The organism is Microbacterium invictum (assembly GCF_034421375.1).
Taxonomy (GTDB): Bacteria; Actinomycetota; Actinomycetes; order Actinomycetales; family Microbacteriaceae; genus Microbacterium; species Microbacterium invictum_A.
The window spans coordinates 2,031,371-2,049,555 of record NZ_CP139779.1 but is presented as its reverse complement, the minus strand read 5'-3'; the positions used below and the strand labels follow the sequence as shown (position 1 = coordinate 2,049,555).

Annotated in this window: 21 protein-coding genes and 4 tRNA genes; 14 read left to right on the top strand and 11 right to left on the bottom strand. The window is 66.3% G+C overall.

Going from position 1 to position 18,185, the window contains the following annotated elements; genetic code table 11:
* Positions 1-24: 24 nt before the first annotated feature.
* The 3 genes from T9R20_RS09935 (at position 25) to T9R20_RS09925 (ending at position 2,323) form a co-directional block, all read left to right on the top strand.
* The gene (locus T9R20_RS09935) at positions 25-546 is read left to right on the top strand and encodes a type II toxin-antitoxin system PemK/MazF family toxin (RefSeq protein WP_322409157.1); all 522 of its coding nucleotides are present in this window, start codon (positions 25-27) and stop codon (positions 544-546) included.
* Between the two features lie 209 nt (positions 547-755).
* Entirely contained in the window at positions 756-1,583 is an 828-nt protein-coding gene (locus T9R20_RS09930; RefSeq protein WP_322409156.1) for a nucleotide-binding protein, read from the top strand.
* An 89-nt stretch (positions 1,584-1,672) separates the two neighbouring features.
* Positions 1,673-2,323, top strand: a complete 651-nt coding sequence (locus T9R20_RS09925; protein WP_322409155.1) for a DUF3800 domain-containing protein — start codon at positions 1,673-1,675, stop codon at positions 2,321-2,323.
* A 954-nt stretch (positions 2,324-3,277) separates the two neighbouring features.
* On the opposite strand, the gene T9R20_RS09920 is transcribed toward T9R20_RS09925, so the two are convergent.
* The 7 genes from T9R20_RS09920 to T9R20_RS09890 all read right to left on the bottom strand — a co-directional run bounded on the left by T9R20_RS09920 (position 3,278) and on the right by T9R20_RS09890 (position 7,185).
* Positions 3,278-3,808 (bottom strand): hypothetical protein, encoded by a 531-nt coding sequence (locus tag T9R20_RS09920; RefSeq protein ID WP_322409154.1) that lies wholly within the window; start codon positions 3,806-3,808, stop codon positions 3,278-3,280.
* A 142-nt stretch (positions 3,809-3,950) separates the two neighbouring features.
* On the bottom strand, positions 3,951-5,123 hold the full coding sequence (locus tag T9R20_RS09915; RefSeq protein ID WP_322409153.1) for a phage major capsid protein: 1,173 nt from the start codon (positions 5,121-5,123) through the stop codon (positions 3,951-3,953).
* 257 nt (positions 5,124-5,380) lie between these two features.
* Complete coding sequence (locus T9R20_RS09910; protein ID WP_322409152.1) at positions 5,381-5,644, bottom strand: hypothetical protein; 264 nt, start codon at positions 5,642-5,644, stop codon at positions 5,381-5,383.
* A complete protein-coding gene (locus T9R20_RS09905; RefSeq protein WP_322409151.1) occupies positions 5,641-5,970 on the bottom strand; it encodes a hypothetical protein in 330 nt (109 codons plus the stop codon). Before T9R20_RS09905 ends, T9R20_RS09910 begins: the two co-directional genes overlap by 4 nt.
* A gap of 18 nt (positions 5,971-5,988) precedes the next feature.
* Entirely contained in the window at positions 5,989-6,693 is a 705-nt protein-coding gene (locus tag T9R20_RS09900) for a helix-turn-helix domain-containing protein (RefSeq protein ID WP_322409150.1), read from the bottom strand.
* Between the two features lie 25 nt (positions 6,694-6,718).
* Positions 6,719-7,006 (bottom strand): hypothetical protein, encoded by a 288-nt coding sequence (locus T9R20_RS09895; RefSeq protein WP_322409149.1) that lies wholly within the window; start codon positions 7,004-7,006, stop codon positions 6,719-6,721.
* Complete coding sequence (locus tag T9R20_RS09890; protein WP_322409148.1) at positions 7,003-7,185, bottom strand: helix-turn-helix domain-containing protein; 183 nt, start codon at positions 7,183-7,185, stop codon at positions 7,003-7,005. The genes T9R20_RS09895 and T9R20_RS09890 overlap by 4 nt, the downstream gene beginning before the upstream one ends.
* Before the next feature lie 109 nt (positions 7,186-7,294).
* On the opposite strand from T9R20_RS09890, the gene T9R20_RS09885 reads away from it, so the two are divergent.
* The gene (locus T9R20_RS09885) at positions 7,295-8,089 is read left to right on the top strand and encodes a hypothetical protein (protein ID WP_322409147.1); all 795 of its coding nucleotides are present in this window, start codon (positions 7,295-7,297) and stop codon (positions 8,087-8,089) included.
* Positions 8,082-9,287, top strand: coding sequence for a site-specific integrase (locus T9R20_RS09880; protein WP_322409146.1), 1,206 nt, complete (start codon positions 8,082-8,084; stop codon positions 9,285-9,287). Before T9R20_RS09885 ends, T9R20_RS09880 begins: the two co-directional genes overlap by 8 nt.
* Before the next feature lie 104 nt (positions 9,288-9,391).
* Here the strand turns inward: T9R20_RS09880 and T9R20_RS09875 are convergent.
* Positions 9,392-9,467: transfer RNA gene (locus tag T9R20_RS09875), tRNA-Val, on the bottom strand.
* Positions 9,468-9,614: 147 nt separating this feature from the next.
* On the opposite strand from T9R20_RS09875, the gene T9R20_RS09870 reads away from it, so the two are divergent.
* From T9R20_RS09870 to T9R20_RS09860, 3 genes are all read left to right on the top strand, one after another.
* Positions 9,615-9,687, top strand: a tRNA-Gly gene (locus T9R20_RS09870).
* Positions 9,688-9,742: 55 nt separating this feature from the next.
* Positions 9,743-9,816, top strand: a tRNA-Cys gene (locus T9R20_RS09865).
* A 25-nt stretch (positions 9,817-9,841) separates the two neighbouring features.
* Positions 9,842-9,913 (top strand) — tRNA-Val (locus tag T9R20_RS09860).
* A 149-nt stretch (positions 9,914-10,062) separates the two neighbouring features.
* Here T9R20_RS09860 and T9R20_RS09855 read toward each other — a convergent pair.
* The gene (locus T9R20_RS09855; RefSeq protein WP_322409145.1) at positions 10,063-10,329 is read right to left on the bottom strand and encodes a hypothetical protein; all 267 of its coding nucleotides are present in this window, start codon (positions 10,327-10,329) and stop codon (positions 10,063-10,065) included.
* Positions 10,330-10,472: 143 nt separating this feature from the next.
* Between T9R20_RS09855 and T9R20_RS09850 the strand changes: the two genes are divergently transcribed.
* From T9R20_RS09850 to T9R20_RS09840, 3 genes are read left to right on the top strand one after another with little or no spacing between them, the layout of a single operon-like run.
* Complete coding sequence (locus tag T9R20_RS09850) at positions 10,473-11,501, top strand: cupin domain-containing protein (RefSeq protein ID WP_322409144.1); 1,029 nt, start codon at positions 10,473-10,475, stop codon at positions 11,499-11,501.
* Positions 11,498-12,175: a DNA alkylation repair protein gene (locus tag T9R20_RS09845; RefSeq protein ID WP_322409143.1), complete on the top strand. Its 678-nt coding sequence runs from the start codon at positions 11,498-11,500 to the stop codon at positions 12,173-12,175. The genes T9R20_RS09850 and T9R20_RS09845 overlap by 4 nt, the downstream gene beginning before the upstream one ends.
* Before the next feature lie 23 nt (positions 12,176-12,198).
* The gene (locus T9R20_RS09840; protein WP_322409142.1) at positions 12,199-12,723 is read left to right on the top strand and encodes a DUF6790 family protein; all 525 of its coding nucleotides are present in this window, start codon (positions 12,199-12,201) and stop codon (positions 12,721-12,723) included.
* A gap of 19 nt (positions 12,724-12,742) precedes the next feature.
* On the opposite strand, the gene T9R20_RS09835 is transcribed toward T9R20_RS09840, so the two are convergent.
* Positions 12,743-13,900: an SLC13 family permease gene (locus T9R20_RS09835; RefSeq protein WP_322409141.1), complete on the bottom strand. Its 1,158-nt coding sequence runs from the start codon at positions 13,898-13,900 to the stop codon at positions 12,743-12,745.
* A 271-nt stretch (positions 13,901-14,171) separates the two neighbouring features.
* Between T9R20_RS09835 and thrS the strand changes: the two genes are divergently transcribed.
* The 3 genes from thrS (at position 14,172) to T9R20_RS09820 (ending at position 17,313) form a co-directional block, all read left to right on the top strand.
* A complete protein-coding gene (thrS, locus tag T9R20_RS09830) occupies positions 14,172-16,100 on the top strand; it encodes a threonine--tRNA ligase (RefSeq protein ID WP_322412153.1) in 1,929 nt (642 codons plus the stop codon).
* Complete coding sequence (locus T9R20_RS09825; protein WP_322409140.1) at positions 16,093-16,647, top strand: HIT domain-containing protein; 555 nt, start codon at positions 16,093-16,095, stop codon at positions 16,645-16,647. The genes thrS and T9R20_RS09825 overlap by 8 nt, the downstream gene beginning before the upstream one ends.
* A 66-nt stretch (positions 16,648-16,713) precedes the next feature.
* Entirely contained in the window at positions 16,714-17,313 is a 600-nt protein-coding gene (locus T9R20_RS09820) for a hypothetical protein (protein ID WP_322409139.1), read from the top strand.
* A gap of 19 nt (positions 17,314-17,332) precedes the next feature.
* Here T9R20_RS09820 and pdxY read toward each other — a convergent pair whose 3' ends face one another.
* Positions 17,333-18,184 (bottom strand): pyridoxal kinase PdxY, encoded by an 852-nt coding sequence (gene pdxY, locus T9R20_RS09815; RefSeq protein ID WP_322409138.1) that lies wholly within the window; start codon positions 18,182-18,184, stop codon positions 17,333-17,335.
* Between the last annotated feature and the right edge of the window lies 1 nt (position 18,185).

The window sequence follows — 18,185 nt, the reverse complement described above, 5'->3', positions numbered from 1 at the left end:
GCGCCCTCCGCGTATGTTGGCGGCATGGTGCGAATGCGCGGTCTCCTCGGTTCCCTCGCGGCGCTCGTCGGAGCGGGCCGCCGCGGATCTCGATCCACTCGGCTCGGTGACGGAGGGACCTCCGGGTCGACGACCGCGACGCAGGCGGTCATCCGCCCGCCGCGCGACCTCATCATCGAGTACCGCCCGGATGCCGACGGCGCGCCGGACGCCGGGGAGATCGTGTGGACCTGGGTCCCGTACGTCGAGAACGACGGACGAGGAAAGGATCGCCCCGTCCTCGTCATCGGCCGTGCCGCGCCCGATCGGGTCTACGCCGTTCGCCTCACCAGCAAGGCACACGACGGAGACCGCGACTTCCTGCCGCTCGGAGCAGGGGAGTGGGACAGTCGCGGCCGCGCCTCGTGGGTCGACATCGAGCAGCTGTACACGGTCCACGATCGCGGGATGAGGCGCGAGGCGGCTGCGCTGGATCTCACGCGCTTCACGACGGTCGCCGAGGCGCTCCGTACGAGGTACGGATGGCGGTTCTCCGCACCGAAGTGAGGAGAGGATGTGGTGGGCGATACCAGACTCGAACTGATGACCTCTTCCGTGTGAAGGATCGGAATCGTATCCAGGGTGGTTCGCACGTGTACGCTTCCCGTTGATTTGGCGGATTCTCCCCGCATGCGGACACCTGCGGACCGACACGGCCAGATGCTGGTTGGGGTACATCCGAGGGGTACGGGTAAGGGCCTCAGTATGGTGGTCGCGTGGAGAAGACAGTCGGCTTTCCGTTCATGCGGCTAGATGTGGCCACACTGAAGAGCGTTGTCGCCGCCCTTCTTGGGTCCTATCCTGCGGCCGAAGCCGATGCGGAAGAGGAACCCCCTTCGGCGGAGTACTTCATGTTGACGGTGATGCAAGGCCGTGAGCGCTGGACGTTTGACGATCCCGATGAATTTTTCGTGGAGTTTGCGAATCCGTCGGTGAGGTCGGCCAGCTTTGGAATTCGGGTCCCAAGTCCGTTGAACTGGCAAGGCCGCGGCGAGGTAAAAGTCTGGCAGGACCCCAACGGCGTGACGGCGGAGGTTTACCACCCGTCGCGGGTTGTTATCCAACGAGTGCATCAAGTCCTCCAAGAAGCCGCCCCAGGCCTGACCATCTCGCCCCCAGAGCCGAAGCCCTCGGCCCCTCGCGTCTTCATCGGCCACGGCCGCAGTGGCCAATGGCGAGACTTGAGAGATCATCTCTCGCACCAGCACAACTACGAAGTTGAAGCCTACGAGTCCGGAGCGCGGGCCGGACACGCGATCCGCGACATCTTGGAAGACATGCTCGCCGAAGCCAACATCGCCTTCCTCGTGATGACCGCGGAGGACGAGCAAGCGGACGGTGGGTACCGTGCACGCCAAAACGTGGTGCATGAGGCGGGTCTTTTCCAGGGACGTCTGGGCTTCTCTCGGGCGATCATCCTCCTCGAAGATGGCGTGGAGAATCTAAGCAACCTGGACGGCATCCAATACATCCGCTTTGGCAGAGGGAACATCCGCGAAGCATTCGGTGACGTCTTGGCCACGCTGCGACGGGAGTTTCCCTGAAGGTAAAGCCCCATCGCTTGGCTGCACCCGGTCCCGGTAGGACGGCAGTGGCGCAACGCCCGTCGCAAGCGCTTGGCTAGGATGCGACGGTGGCCGTGATCTATCTATACGCGGATGAGACTGGAAATCTCGATTACGCGCAGCATCCCACCGGGAACGAATCCGGCTTCTTCGGCTTCGGTACAGCCATGTTCCGCGACGAACACGGCGACGCCATCTGGCGTGGCCATGAGCTCCGGACGCGGCTGGCTGCGCACGGACTACAAGTGCCGCGCGGGTTCCATGCCAAGGACGACAGCGTTGCTACACGCAACGAGGTATTTGCCGTGATTCGTGAACTGTCGCCGCGCTTCGATACGACCTTCCTTCTCAAGTCGAACGCCTACGCGAGCGTCCGCGACAGGGGGCAGATGTACCTCTACAAGCTCGCCTGGTTCCTGCACATCAAGGAGGTCATACGTCAGACCTCCAATCCAAATGACAGAGTGATCATCATTGCCGGGAGCTTCGGGACAAATGAACGGGCGAGCAGGGCACGCGAAGCTATCCGAGACGTCTGTGATCAGCTAAACCGAAGAGTGACTCTGTGTGTATGGGACGCGTCGACTTCCTGGGGTTTACAAGTCGCCGACTATGGCCTTTGGGGCACGCACCGCTACCTCGTCGGCAAGGGGGGCGCGTGGTTCGAAGAGTCCGTGCGGCCAAGCCTTCAGTCGACGTTCACGCCGTGGGGCCGGTAACGAGAAGCGCCGGCTATCCCCGCTAGGGGAAGAGGTCCCCTGGACCTCTTTTCACCGGCGTGACTAGCGTACTCCGACACACCGACAGATCGATAGGGTCACCGCGAACGGCTCAGATCACTGTTCCCTCCGAGTGACTGCGTTCCGCCACAGGACGACACTTGTGTCTTCCATCTATCGCCTCCTACTCGAAGATCACTACTCGATCGTTCCAGCCCGAGGCCACGCCAGGCGACACGCGACGCTGGCGCGTCCTGCCATGAAGTCCATGCCCACACCCAGGGCTTTTCTCCGCGCGCCCATTGGATCGGATGCGGTCCATACGCTTGTACCGGCAGGGTACATGCGGCGCGGGTAGTGGATTCCGCGACAATTCGCTGACGGTTAGGCGCTACGCCGTCACAGAGTCTTCGGCGGGCGCTGAAACCGTGACACGTTCGCCGGGGGATTGGCAGGCAACGGCGGAGACGAATCCACCGGCGCCAGACGCCGGGAACGTAGCTCATACTGCGTCCGTCTCACCGGTGACGCTGCCAACCCATCCAGGAGTCGGCTCATAAGTCCTGACGCAGCCAGGAACGCGCGATCGTCGCCGCGGTACCCCGCATGATCGATCATCTCCGCCACCTGACGCGCCAGAGCGACCGCGGCACCATCGGAAGCCGCCAGCCAGGTCATCGACGCGAGCGACACTTCCAAAGCGTCGCGCATCTGAGTGCTCGCATTCGCGGCGGCATCCGCCCGCGATGCGGCCGACACCGCGTCACGCTCTGCACGACGTCGCGCCCGGTACTCCGCAGACCGCTGGGCAGGTGACTTAGCCATTCGCTACCTCACGAGAGTTGTCGTGACGTGACGCCGCGGCATTCATACTTTCCGAGGGGGAAAACCACACCCGGCGGATTGGGGCTTGTCGTTCAGGTGCAGTGATTTGGACCCCTATACCCTCGCGGGTCATGAGTCGGAGTCGCGCAGGTAGTAGAACCATGCGAGCGCGTCCCTGATGGTTGTTTGAACGGGGTGTCGAGCTACGTAGCGTTCGTACGCTGGTTGCAGCCGCGCGCTGAGCTTGAGTTCGTCGTCGGTGAGGTTCATCTGCTCGACCGTGTGCCAGCGCCAGGATCGGGAGATGAAGAACGGTGGACCGCCCGTCTCTCCTATGAATGGGCGCAGGTCGCCCTCCCTTGTCGTGCCCGCTGCGAGCTGGTGGGAGTGCCGGTGTCGCACCCACTTGATTCCGGCAACAACTCGTCCGCGTTCGTCGGCATTGCGCGCTTGTTTGTACGACGTCCTGCCCGGCTCTGGGATGCCGTACGTGATCAGGTCATCGAGGCTGGCGATCCACCAGCACGCTTCCCGGATGCCTGCCGAGATTTCTCGTGGCGGTACGCCGATCCTCTCCAGGAGCAGCTTCGACTCGACAGCCCAGATGGCTGTCTCTGCATTCTCGCCAGTCAGAGCCACTTTCGCCGCCTCGCGCCACATGAGCCAAACCTAGATTGGGAGAGCCTGAAGAGTTGGCGGAGAGGCGGCTGTCCCGAGCCGACTCCCCGCCCCGAGGTCAGATGACCCCGTTTCGCCGTGTCTCCGGAACAGATGCGACTCAGGTAGGAGGCACGAACGATCATCAGGCCGGAAGCGTCACCCTCACGAACGCAAGCGGGCGCCCCACCTTCAGCCCGAACCGACCTTCAGCGCGGGCGACGAAGCTGTTCGTGGTGAACAGTGTCCCGGCGGTGTCGACGTCGATATGGTTGCCTTCACGCACCAGCAGCTCGACCTGATCCCAGTCGCCGAGCAGCGCGGTCCCTGCGGGCATGAGCACGGTCTGCACGATGGGGTAGTCGCCGAGGAACTTCTCGGCGTCAGCGAGCCCGTTTCGGAACATGAACGCACCGGTCGTGCCCGACTCTCGCAGCAGCTCCAGTTTCTGCGCGTCTGCCGGGTTGAGCACCCACGCCGTGGGTGTCTGGAACGCGGTCAGCGCCTTGTAGCGGGCGTTGCTGAGCGTGGTCAGGATGTCGCCGGTCACGGCAGCCTGCGTCTGGATGCCGGACGTGTTGAGCACACCGGTGAATCGGTCGCCGGTTCCTGGGCCAGCCAGGATGTCTGCCTCGATCGCTTCGAGCACACCTGCAGCGAGCTGACTCTTGAGGATGTCCACGAGGCCGTTGAAGTCGGACAGGTACCGCAGCGGCAGAGATTCGCTAAGTGCCGCGTACACAGAGAACTTGCTCTCGACATCCGTGAACGAGTAGACCGACGTCGGCTTTGCTCCGCCGTCGGGAACGGCCGTGGCGTTGTTCGTTCTCGCGGTCTGCCGGAGGTAGCTGAAGGCGTTGCCATCGCCTCGCGCCGGACTGGACGGCTTCTTGATCAGATCAAGCACCGACACCGGGCGGCCGACAATCTCCGCGACGTGGCCGACGATCGACGGAACGTCAACCGTCCCGCTCACGAGAGCCTTCGAACCGTCCGCGCCTCTGCCCATCGCCTTCTGCACGGCTTCGGCGGCATCCTTTGCCCATGCGGCCGCCATCGCAGCCTTCGACCCGACGGGCGACTTCGAGGCCGAGCCTTCGTTTGCTGGGGGTCGGCCTCCCGCCAGGAAATCAGCGAGGGCACGAGCGTTAGGCGATTCGGATTCGGCTAGCTGGCCCTGGAGGACTTTGACGGTTCTCAGGTGCCCCTCGACCCTCTGGATCTCATCGGGGTTGAGGTCTCGCTTTGCAGCGTCCGCGGCTGCCGCGATCGCCTGTGCCTTATCGAGTTCCGCCTTGATCTGTTCCTTGATCGTCATGACGATCGGTTCCTCTCGGAAGATGCGCCGCACCGGAACGAATCACGGGACGACCGCGCCTGAATGGGGAGCCAGGAACGGGCTTAGGTGGCCGACGCAACTCCCACACTCAGCGCGGGGCATCGACGGATTCAGCGAACGATCCGGGTGCCGTGCGGTAGGTGGCTGCCTCCGCCGTGAAGACGGACCCCAACGGGCTGGCCTTCCGACAGAGCAACGGATTCCCGCACCTGCTGCGCACGACCTTAACACCCGCTTCAGACATCACCGTGATCCGAGACATCGGCGCGCCGGGGAAGACTCCCGGTGAGTGCTTCGGCGGTCGCGACGTCCGCACCGACGACAGCGATCCGGGCGAGTAGATCCTCCACGGCGACGTCCAGCGAATGGCGAGCGATCCAGTCGGCGACGGCGATGTGCCGAAGGTGCGCGACCTCAGCCGCTGCCGGAAGAGTTCCGCGCAAGTCCCGCAGATACGCCGGTGGTTCGGCGCCCAGACGCTCGAAAGGGTAGCCGCTCATTTGCGATCTTTGTCGTCGGTATCTGCGGCAGCGGCGGATGCCGCGAGCGCCCGCCGAAGCCCCTCGACCACGGCTGCGGGCGGATCCTCCACCCCGCTGTTGCCCGCCGCGTCGATCGCGATCGAAACCGCGTCCTCCGCGAGAGCCGCGATCATCAAATGGATCGCGAGCGGTTCTGGATCGTCGGCAGCGTCGGCGACGGCGTTCGTGAGCATCATGCCGTCGCCGGTCGCTACCGCCAGCGCCGCGGCGCGTGCTCGTGCCCGATCGATCGGCCGGACCTCGCTGGTGTTCGTCATTTCTTTTCCTCTCTCGATCACGCGCATCGATCGATGAACGTGTTGCTACCTCGCAAAGCCCATCCATTCGTGACCGATCGGAGATTGCTCCGATGCGGTCGCAGCGCTCGCGCACACTGGCGGCTCGTCATTCCATCGATCGCCGTCTAGCCACTTCGCCGCAGACGTAACGAATCTCGGTTCGGGATTTGACGCAGCTAGAGCCCGAGCTGCGGTGAGGATCTCATTTGCGGGGGCGCGCTTGAGGGCCTTGCGCCAAGCCGTCTGCGCATCCTTCTTCCCCTCATGCCTTGGCCAGACCAACCAGAACTCTTCGAAGGAGATCTGCCCAGACTGAGTGATCACTGACTGATAGGAAGAACGAAGTTCTTCTTGCTGCGAACGTCGTTCACCTAACCTCGACGTCATTTGCACATTGGACTCGCCTAGGTGAACGTCATGCACGTGAACGTCGTTCACCTGACCTGTAGGAACGTTCTTCACATAGGTGTTGATCACGATTCGGTCTGACGTGCGCGACCCGCGCTTGTTGTATCGACGCTCGCGGCTGATGATGCCCGACGCTTCGAGATGTCCCATCGCAGCCGTTACCGAGCGGCGCGTCTGTCCGATCATCTGGGCGACAGTCTCTTGGCCGACGAATGTCTCGTGAGTCTTGTCAGTCGCTCGATGACACAGCGCCACGAGAACGACCTTCTGCGTGCTAGGGAGGTCGAGGCCATAGGCCCAGTCGGCGAGTTTGAACCCCATCAGCCACCACCGGGACGCCCAGCGCTCATGCGGAAACCTCGTTGCGCATCCGCCGCATCCGTTCCGACCGCCTCGCGCGTTCGGCCGCTGATATCTTCCGCTTCGCGCGAACCGCAGTGAATAGCCGGAAGTTCTCGGCGGCGATAGTGAACTCTGCCCAGTCCGTGCCGCCGCGTACCTCCCGGACAAATTCCTGCGTGCTTGACAGCTTTCTGAAGCGGCGAAGAACGGGGAGGGATGAGGTGTAGACACTAACGGCGTCATCGTCCCGCAGGTACGTGATCGTCGTCTCTTGCTCGCTGCGCGCGGTCACACCGCACCGGCCAGAGACGCGACATACCGATCCATGCTGTCGCGGGTGACGAACGCGCGCTTGCCAATGTGAACCCGTTCGACCGATCCGCGGTCGATGAGTTCGTAGAGCGCCGAGCGGCTAATGCCGCCGAGATACTCCTGTGCCTCACTGATGGGGCAGATGGGACGAGCCGACATGAGAGTGCCTTCCGTTGTGTGAGTGTCCGTAGGTGCCCGGACGAACACCCATTGACAGGCTGACACAGCAATGAGACGCTGTACTGTCTCATAGTGAACGGATTTTGATATGGCCGATGACGGCGAGCAGTGGACGTACTCGGTCCGAGCATGGCGTCCCCACCGTGTGGGCTTGGTGAAGCTCGGCAGGTTTGCGGTGCCGCGAGAAGTCGAGGTGCACGTCACGGGGGATGCGACCTTGCCCGTTGGGCGCCGGTGGCCGCAGGCGCGGTTTCGGTTCGAGGTCATCGATGGGGCCGCAGTGTGCACAGAAGTGAACATCAGCAGTAAGCCAGGGGATAGGGCGATTCGTACGACCGACCTGACGGTGTTCAACCTCGACGCCCTTGCAGAAGAGGCTTTCACTCGATTTGCCGAGACTGAGATCGCCCCGGAAACGTACTCGCGGAAGCCTGGCGGAGACGCTGCGGCAATGCCCGAGGTGCATCGTGGGGTTTACCGCGGCTTCGCAGACAGCGACGCCGAGTTGCGCGAAGTGGCAAGGGTCTATCTGAGCCCGGGCGCCCGGCCGAAACCCACCGATTCGGTGATGAAGCTGCTCGGCTACGGCTCGCGCGCTACTGCCTCCCGAAAGGTCAAAGAAGCCCGCGCCCGTGGCCTCATTCCCAGTCCCGGCGCAGGTGCAGCAGAGCTTGACGCGGCGTATGCGTCGTTGATGGTCGACCTCGGCGCACGTCAAGCCGAGATCGAGGACGTCGCAGCTCGACGCGAAGCCCGGAGCTGGGCTCGTACCCACCCCGAGGCGGCCATGCAGGAGAAGGCGGACGCATGGCAACGCCGACAAGTAGCGCGAGCCGCGGCCGAGGAGCGCAGTCAAAGAGAAGGGGACCAGGAGGATGGGTAAGCGGTTCAACGGCGAGGGAACCTTTCGCGAACGCAAGCCGGGACTCTGGGAAGGTCGGCTTGGGTACACCGATGAAGACGGCGTGCGCCGACGGCTGTCGTGCTACGCGCCGACGGAGAGGGCCGCGCGCGCCAAGGTGAGGGAAGCGGCAGCCAGGATCGAGCGAGGCGATCCCGCGAAAGACTCCGCCAAAACGGTGGCTCAGTGGTGTGACCACTGGTGCGCGACGACGCTAGAGGCATCCACTCGGAAGCCCACCACGAAGGCGTTGATGCGATCGCTCATCAACTCGCATGTGAAGTCAGCAAGAATCGGCGCTGTCCCGCTGGCAAAGTTGCGGCCGAGCCATTTCGACTCGTGGGTTATCGACCTCCGAAGGAAGGAAAAGCCCCTCACGTCGACGAACCCGCAAGCGAAGGCGCGCGCTTTGTCGGATGCGACCATTCAGCGAGTCTTCCGAGTGTTGTCCGTCGTGTTAGACGGCGCCGTGCGTGACGGAGCCTTGGCCGTTAACCCGGCCAGGAAAGTCGACCAGCCAAGAGCCGATCGCTCCGAAGCGCGCGTCCTGAACGCTCGCGAGATCCGCGCCCTCTTGGACGCCGCGAGGGCTATCGACCAGGACCCTCGCGGATGGCGGACACACAGCTACCCTCTGTTCGCTCTCATCGCCGCGACTGGGATGCGAAAAGGCGAAGCCCTCGCCCTGCGGTGGCAGGACATAGACCTCGACGCAGCGACGGTGACCGTTCGGGGCACGCTGTCTCGGGTTGACGGGAAACTGATCGTCACCGCGCCAAAGACCAGAGCATCAAGACGTGTGCTCCCAATCTCGCAGGGTGCGGTGCAACTGTTGCGGACGCACCGCGTGGCGCAGCTAGAGGATCGCATGCGAGCAGCGAATGTCTGGGTTGACTCGGGGCACGTCTTCACGACGGCGCTCGGCGCCCCGATTGACCCGCGCAACGTGCTCCGATCTATTCAGGCGGCCGCGCGACGTGCGGGTGTTCAGGATGTGGACGTTCACGCTCTGCGCCACTCGGCAGCGACGGTGATGCTTGACGGGGGAGTGCACCTGAAAGCCGTGTCGACGCTCCTCGGGCATGCGGGAACACAGATCACGGGAGACATTTACGCCCACCTCACCGCGCCTACGGCTCGGAAGGCGATCGACGACCTTGGCGCAGCAATCGGACTCTGACCTTCGGCCAGCTCGATGGGGTACGAAGTTGGGGTACAGCGCAGCTCGCCGGTCCACGCCGCAGTCACCCGAGAGCAAGATCCCCGGTGTTTCGCGGGCTGATGTGGTGGGCGATACCAGACTCGAACTGATGACCTCTTCCGTGTGAAGGAAGCGCGCTACCAACTGCGCCAATCGCCCAGCGGCCCGGGGGCCGGGTACCGATGTTACCGGATGCGGGGGCACGGTCCGAACCGCATGCCGCGACGACACGCGGCGGCGGCGCTGGTTTGGAACCAGGCGCTCCATCGGCTAAAGTCGGTGAAGCGCCCGGGAAGCCGGGAGCACGCGGATGTAGCGCAGTTGGTAGCGCATCACCTTGCCAAGGTGAGGGTCGCGAGTTCGAGTCTCGTCATCCGCTCGAGTGCGGGGTCCACCCTCCGGGGTGGACACGACGCGTGGGTCGAACCACACACGGTGGCGTGGCCGAGCGGCTAGGCACCGGCCTGCAAAGCCGTTTACACGGGTTCGAATCCCGTCGCCACCTCCACTCCACACAACGAAACAGCCCTTGGGCGCGATTGGCGCAGCGGTAGCGCGCTTCCCTGACACGGAAGAGGTCACTGGTTCGATCCCAGTATCGCGCACAGACGAAAACCCCCGGAATTCCGGGGGTTTTCTTGTTCATGGAGGGACGTCCCGCCGCGGACGCAGCCGATACCGAGTTTCCCGCGCGAGACCGACCGCGCCACGGTAGGTTTCGGCGCGCGGGGTAGGTCTCGGTCACGAGGGTGCGTCACGGCGCAGGGTCGACGGCGTTCGTCCACACCCAGCAGCGGTACTCCCGCGTGCCCACGCGGAACCGGATCGCCACCGCGCGCGGAGTCCACATGCACGCCTCGGCGTCGACCTGCACCGGCGTCGCGCCGAAGCGGACCCACGCGCGCACCGGCCTAGGTCGGGGATCAGTCGTGCACGGCAGCAGATCGAGCTGCAGCTCCGCCCGCGTCAACGTCTGCAACGGCCCCTGGGCAATAGTCCGCTCGAGGACGCGGTCGCTCATCCGGCGGTCCACCGCGTCGGCGTAGCGCCTGTTCGTGCCGATGCTGGTCGTCCTTCCTCCGGCCGAGCAGCGGCGAGTCTATCGACGGGCGACGACAGCAGTTCCGCTCCCCACTCTCGCGGCCCCGGGTCTAGATTTTCGACATGGCCTCGCCGCATGTCGCATCGCTGCACACCGCTCCGATCACCTTCGAGGGCGATGCCGGGGAGATCCGCCGGCTCACCCGGACGGACTTCCCGATGCTCAGGCGCATGTCCATCCAGCGGATCGTCCTCGCCCCCGGCGGCGTTCGCGAGCCGCAGTGGAACGTCAACGCCCACCAGCTCGCCTACGTCACGCGGGGCAGAGTGCTGGTCTCCGTCCTCGGCAACGCCGACGCCTTCGCCACCTTCGTCGTCGACGCCGGTCAGATGTTCCACATCGAGTCGGGTGCCGTCGCGCACATCGAGAACGTCGGCGACGGCGACGCGGAGATCATAGCCGCGCTCCGCTCGGCCCATCCGCAGCACTTCTCCTTCGCCGGCAGTGTGAACGCGATGACCGATTCGGTGCTCGGCAACACCTACGACCTCCCGGCGGTGGCCTTCGAGATCCTCCCTCGACGGGACCCGACCCCGATCTTCCGACGCCAGGGCCCCGTGCGCATTCCCGACACCGCCGGACTTCCCAACGCCCGGCTGTTCGACGCAGACGGACAGCAGTCGCCACTGTCCTACGGCTACGGGTTCGCCAAGCTCGCACGCGCGCAGTACTGGGCCGCGCTCGAGGACATCTCGATGTACCACCTCCACATCGCCGGGAACGGAATGCGCGAGCCGCACTGGCATCCGGTCACCGCCGAGCTCGGCTACGTCTGGAAGGGCAGAGGACGGATGCGGGTGCTCGGCCCCGACGGAACCGTCGACCAGTACGAGCTCGAGCCCGGGCAGGTCTACTTCATCCCGCGCGCCTTCCCGCACCACATCGAAACCCTCGGCGACGACGGACTGGACTTCCTGATCTTCTTCGACCAGCCCACCCCGGGTGACATCGGCTACCGGGCGACTGCGTCGGCGTTCTCCCGCGAGGTGCTCGCCGGCGCGTTCGGCATCCCTGAGCGGGATCTGCCGACGCTTCCCTTCACGCCGATCGATCCGCTCATCGTCGAGCGGCGGAACCCCCGCGACGCATGACGGCTGCCGGCTCGGGGGCCGCCGCGCTGGTCGACGACATCCGCCGAGGCCTGCGTGACGCCGCGGAACCCGAGCGCGCCCCCGGCCAGCAGGCCTACATGAAGTCGGCCATGCCGTTCCTCGGCGTCCGGGTGCCCGAGGTGCGCGCGATCACCTCCCGCATCGCAGCCGGGCGGGACGCCGACACGGTGCTCGCGGCCTCGCGACGCCTGTGGGACGAGGCGACCCACCGCGAGGAGCGCTACGCCGCGATGGCTCTCCTCCGGCACCGAGCCCTCCGCGGGGAGCTGCGCCTGGTGCCCCTCGTGGAGCACATGGTGCGCACGGGCGCCTGGTGGGACATCACCGACGAGCTCGCCCACCGACTCGGCGACCTCCTCGACACCCGTCCTCATGACGCAGTACCCCTCGTGCGCGCATGGGCCCAGGACGACCATCTCTGGATCCGGCGCATCGCGATCCTGTCCCAGTTGGGCAGACGCGCCCGCGTCGACCGCGACCTCCTGGCGGAGGTCATCGAGCACAACGCCTCGGATTTCGACTTCTTCATCCGCAAGGCGATCGGCTGGGCTCTTCGCGACATCGCCCGCGTCGACCCGGACTGGGTGCGCGCCTTCGTCACCGATCACCCCCTCAGTGCGCTGTCCGTCCGCGAGGCGACCAAACACCTGTGAGTCGAAACGCTACGATCACGCTCATGACCGGTGTACCGCCCGAGGCCGCCCGATCCGCGGCACCCCAGAAGACTCCGCTCTTCATCGGCCTCCTGCCGTTCGCGGGGGTGATCCTCTTCGTCATCGCCGAGATCGTCGGCTTCGTCGTCACCGGCGGCGCGGACGCCCTGCGCTGGACGACGATGAACGCCGTGCTCTTCCTCATCGGGTCCTCCAGCGTCGGCAACGGCATCGCCCACCTCTTCTTCGGCCCGGTGATCGCCCGATCGATCGGCTGGCAGCCCGGCCCGTTCCAGTTCGAAGTCGGCGCGGCCAACCTCGGCATCGGCGTCGCCGCGATCGTCGCCGCCGCCGCGTTCGACTCGGATGCCTGGCTCGCCCCGATCCTCGCCGCCCTGATCTTCCTCGTCCTCGCCGGCATCGGTCACATCCGCGCGATCGTGGTCGAGCGCAACCTCTCGATCAACAACGCCGGGCCCATCCTGGTGCTCGACTTCCTCATCCCGCTGGTCACACTGGCTCTCTGGATCTGGCTCACGCTCTCGTGATGCTGCGCGGACGCAGCACCTAGACCGTGGTGGCGGCGAGCGCGAGCACCGCGGCGCCGACGACGAGCGGCGCGCCGGCCAGTCCGAGGAGTGCGTAACGCGCCCACGACAGCGAGACCCCGGCTGCCACGACCCGCGCGTGCCAGAGCAGGGTCGCCAGCGACGCCCAGGGCGTGATGAGGGGTCCGGCGTTGACACCGATCAGCAGTGCTCCCAGTCGCACCGGATCGTCGGCGGCGGATTCGAGGAGCAGGTAGGCCGGAAGGTTGTTGGCGAGGTTCGCCGCGACGGCGCCCGTCCCCGCGATACCGGCCAGCGACGCCGCCGAATCGCCCGGACCGATGAGTGCCTCCAGCGGCTGAAGCGCCCCCAGCGCTTCGAGGGCGGCGACGGCGACGAAGAGGCCCGACACGAAGACCAGCAGCGACCACGGGACCAGTGACGGGCCGAGCCGCCGCGGCGAGCGCCATGCGAAGAGAGCCACGAGCGCCAGCGCGGCGAGGCACGCGGGGATCCACGGGGGGATGCCGCTGACGAGCAGCGGCAGCAGCACGATGACGATCCCCGCCGCAATCCTCAGCTGCACGCGGTCGGTGACCACGGGGGGCGCGGCGGGTTCGTGCCGTCCGCGGAGTCTCCGGCGGAAGACGACGAAGAGCAGTGCCACCGAGACGAGGATCGACGTCAGCGCGGCCGGCCACATCAGCGCGACGAAACCGAGGATGTCACCGCCCGAGATCCGCTCGACCGCCAGGAGGTTCGTCAGGTTGGAGATCGGCAGGAGCAGCGAGGCGGTGTTGGCGATCCACACCGTGGCAAGGGCGAAGGGCAGCGGATCCAGCCGGTGGGAACGCGCGACCGCGAGCACGACGGGGGTGAGGAGGACGGCCGTGGTGTCGAGGGAGAGGAAGACGGTGACGCCGACCGCGAGGGCGACCACCAGCATCCACAGCAGAAGGGTCCTGCCGCGGGCGAGCCGCGACAGGGCCGCGGCGGCGATGTCGAAGACCCCGGCGGTCGCGGCGAGTTCGGCGACCACGGTGATCGCGACGACGAAAAGGAGGATGCTCCAGACCCGGTCGGCGACGGCGAGGAGATCGGATGCCGGGAGGACCCCGGTCAGCAGGGCGACGGCACCCGCGGCGAGCAGCCCGAGTCCCAGCATCCAGGTCTTCACTGCACCATCATGGTGCCCCGGTTCGTTTCCCCCGACCTGACTAGACTGTCGGCATGGATTCCCGGCCCAGCATCGCGGCTCTCGCCGCCCTGGTCGGCACGCGAACGCTCGACGCCTGAGCGGGCGGGGCGCTGACGCGCCCGAAGCTGAGAACGTGACCGACCACCCGTGACCGAGACCCAGGAGTACTTCCGTGACTGACGCCTTCTCGTCGGACGAATCCGCCCGCGCCGACGGCTTCGCGCTCTTCCCCGACAAGTCCGTGATCGCCATGCGCGTGAACGGCGAACCACGAGACCTCGCAACGCCCGTCGACGACGGCGACGACGTCGAGCCCATCACCATCGACAGCCCCGAGGGTCTGTCGATCCTGCGGCACTCGACCGCGCATGTCCTGGCGCAGGCCGTGCAGCGCACCGTTCCGCAGGCGAACCTCGGAATCGGGCCGCCCATCACCGACGGGTTCTACTACGACTTCGGCGTGGACCAGCCCTTCACCCCCGACGACCTGAAAGCCATCGAGAAGGAGATGCAGCGCATCGTCCGCGAGGGTCAGCGATTCGTCAGACGTGTCGTCACCGACGAGGAGGCGCGGGCCGAGCTCGCGTCCGAGCCGTTCAAGCTCGAGCTGATCGGGCTGAAGGGCGGAGCCGACAAGACCGAGGGTGCGTCGGTCGAGGTGGGAGCCGGCGAGCTGACCATCTACGACAACGTCGACCGCGACGGCGAGACGGTGTGGAAGGACCTCTGCCGAGGTCCGCACGTGCCCAACACCCGCTCCATCGGCAACGGCTGGGCCCTTCAGCGCGTGGCCGGGGCCTACTGGCGGGGGAGCGAGAAGAACCCGCAGCTGCAGCGCATCTACGGCACCGCCTGGGCGTCGAAGGACGACCTGCGGGCCTATCAGCATCGCCTGGAGGAGGCGGCCAAGCGCGACCACCGCAAGCTCGGCCGCGACCTGGACCTGTTCTCGTTCCCCGAGGAGATCGGATCGGGACTGTCGGTGTGGCATCCCCGTGGCGGAATCGTCCGCGGCGAGATGGAGCAGCACGCCCGGCGTCGTCACATCGAAGGCGGCTACACCTACGTCTACACCCCGCACATCTCCAAGGAGGACCTGTTCCTGCAGTCCAACCACCTGGTGACCTACCGGGAGGGGATGTTCCCGCCGATCACCTTGGATGAGGAGCGGGACGCCGAGGGTGTCGTCACCAAGGCGGGGCAGGACTACTACCTCAAGCCCATGAACTGCCCGATGCACATCCTGATCTTCAAGGAGCGTGCGCGCAGCTACCGCGACCTGCCGATGCGCCTCGCCGAGAACGGGACCGTGTATCGCAACGAGCTCTCGGGGGCGCTCCACGGACTCACCCGTGTGCGCGGATTCACCCAGGACGACTCGCACCTCTTCGTCACCCCCGAGCAGCTGGAGGGGGAGGCGACCCGCGTGCTGGAGTTCGTCATCTCGATGCTGCGCGATTTCGGTCTCGACGACTTCGAGCTCGAGCTGTCGATGCGCGATGACGAGAAGGAGAAGTGGATCGGCTCGGACGAGTTCTGGGAGTACTCCACCGATGCGCTCCGCAACGTCGCGGTCGCGAGCGGTCTGAAGCTCACCGAGGTCCCCGGCGAGGCGGCGTTCTACGGACCGAAGATCGACCTGAAGACCCGCGACGCGATCGGCCGCACCTGGCAGCTGTCGACGGTCCAGGTCGACCCCAATCTGCCGGAGCGGTTCGAGCTCGAGTACACCGACCGCGACGGTCAGAAGAAGCGCCCGATCATGATCCACCGGGCGCTGTTCGGATCCATCGAGCGGTTCTTCGCGATCCTCCTGGAGCACTACGCCGGCGCCTTCCCGGTCTGGCTCTCGCCCGTGCAGGTCGTGGGGGTGCCGGTCGCGGAGGAGTACGCCGACTACCTCGACCAGATCGTGGGGCGACTGCGCGGCGAGGGCGTGCGCGCCGAGGTCGATCACAGCGACGACCGCATGCAGAAGAAGATCCGCACCCACACCACGCAGAAGGTGCCGCTGATCCTCATCGCCGGCGAGCAGGACCGGTCGGCGGGCACGGTGTCGTTCCGGTTCCGTGACGGCACCCAGGAGAACGGGATCGCCGTGGATGACGCGGTCCGGCGCATCCGCGCCGCCATCGACGGCCACCTGCTCGTGAACACCGCCGAGGACTTCGGTGTCTGACGCCGACCGCGGCGGCGACGACCTCGTCGCCGCCGCGGAGCTGGCAGGCGTCCCCGACGAGTTCCAACGCCTGTGGACGCCTCACCGGATGGCGTACATCCAGGCCGGCCCCGAGCCGCTGCGCGAGGTGTGTCCGTTCGACGAGGCCCCGCGGAAGTCCGACGAGGACGGACTGATCGTCTTCCGCGGCGAGACGGCGTACGTCCTTCTGAACCTCTTTCCGTACAACTCCGGGCATCTTCTCGTCTGCCCCTATCGGCACATCGCCACCTACGACGAGGCGACGCCGGAAGAGGTGGCCGAGATCGGCGCTCTCACCCAGACCGCGATGCGGGTGCTGCGGAAGGTCTCGCGCTGCGACGGCTTCAACATCGGCATGAACCAGGGTGCGGTGGCGGGGGCCGGCGTGGCCGCGCACCTTCATCAGCACATCGTGCCGCGGTGGGCGACGGACGCGAACTTCTTCCCGATCATCGCCAAGACCAAGGCCCTCCCGCAGCTCCTCGGTGACGTGCGGGTCGCGATCGCCGACGCCTGGCCCGCCTGATACCGCTGGATCGGGGGTGTGGACAACCCCCGGCGCACCATCCTGCGGACCGATACGGTGACGGGCATGCCTTCACGCTCGAGCGCCGCAGCCGCATCCCTCATCGTCGTCGCCCTGAGCATCGCGGGCTGCTCGTTCTCGATCCCCGTCGAGGCCGAGAGCTCGTCGACCCCCGCGGCCCCCTCGTCGGCTCCCACGCCGTCGGCTCCCACGCCCTCGGCGAGCGACGACGCGGACGGCGACGATCCGATGGCCGACGCTCTCGCCGAACGCGACCAGTTCCTCGCCGACCAGCAGCTTCCCCTCGACGGCTCACCGCTCGTGGCGGTCACGCCCGCACAGCAGGAGTTCATCGCCCAGCAGCGGGCGTTCATCGAGTCGCAGGGCGGAACGTGGGACGCCCAGACCGAGAGCATCTCGCTCGCGCTCGCCGCCGACGCGTGCGAGACGGCGATCCTCAACTATCACGAGGTCGACGCATCCCTCCTCCAGGCCCACGTCGCCTCGTCGCCGGTCTTCGCGCAGCTGATCCCCGCCGACTTCAGCGCCGATCAGCGCCTCGCCGCCGAGCGGAACGTGGCGAGCGTCATGGTCTTCGGCGCCGGGTTCCTCTGCCCCGAGGACGGACCCCAGTGGGAAGCGGCGTTCACCGAGGTCTACGGCTGAACGCGCGGGCGGGCCGCCCTCAGCGCACCTGCGCGACGGGGAACTGCATCCGCGGGTGCGCATAGTATTCCTGCGCCTCGACGAGCTGGAGTTCCCGTTCGCCGGATTCGAGGGTCAGCGCGAGAAGATCGAAGACGCTCGACACGGTGCGCGCCAGCGCCTCGGCCGCACTGCGGGTGCGCAGATAGTGCGCGGTGAAGAGCGCGGCGGTGACGTCTCCCGAGCCGTTCGCCTTCATCGGCAGCTGGGGAGTCTGCACGATCCACGCCCCGGCGTCGTCGACCGCCAGCATCTCGAGGGTGCCCTCCTCGCGCTCGGGGCGCTCCACGCTCGTCACGAGCACGGTTCGCGGACCCATCGCGCGGGCGGCGTCGACGGAGTCCAGCGTCGACTCCAGCGACAGCGGCTCGGTATCGGTGAGGAAGCCGAGCTCGAACTGGTTGGGGGTGATGATGTCGGCCACGGGGACGACCCGTTCGCGCAGCAGCACGGGAATGGCGGGGGCAACGAAGCATCCGGAGCGGGCGTTCCCCATCACCGGATCGCACGCGTAGAGCGCATCGGGATTCGCGGCCTTCACCCGGCGCACGGCGTCGACGATGACGTCGCCGATGCCCTCGCTGCCCTGGTACCCCGACAGGACGGCGTCGATCTGCCCGAACACCCCGCGCTCCTCGACCCCGGTGAGCACCTCGGCGACGTCGGTCGGGGGGATGAGGGGCCCGCGCCAGGCCCCGTATCCGGTGTGGTTGGAGAAGTTCACCGTGTAGACCGGCAGGACCTCGACGCCGATCCGCTGCAGCGGGAAGACCGCCGCGGAGTTTCCGACGTGGCCGTGCGCGACCGCGGACTGGATGGAGAGGATCTTCACG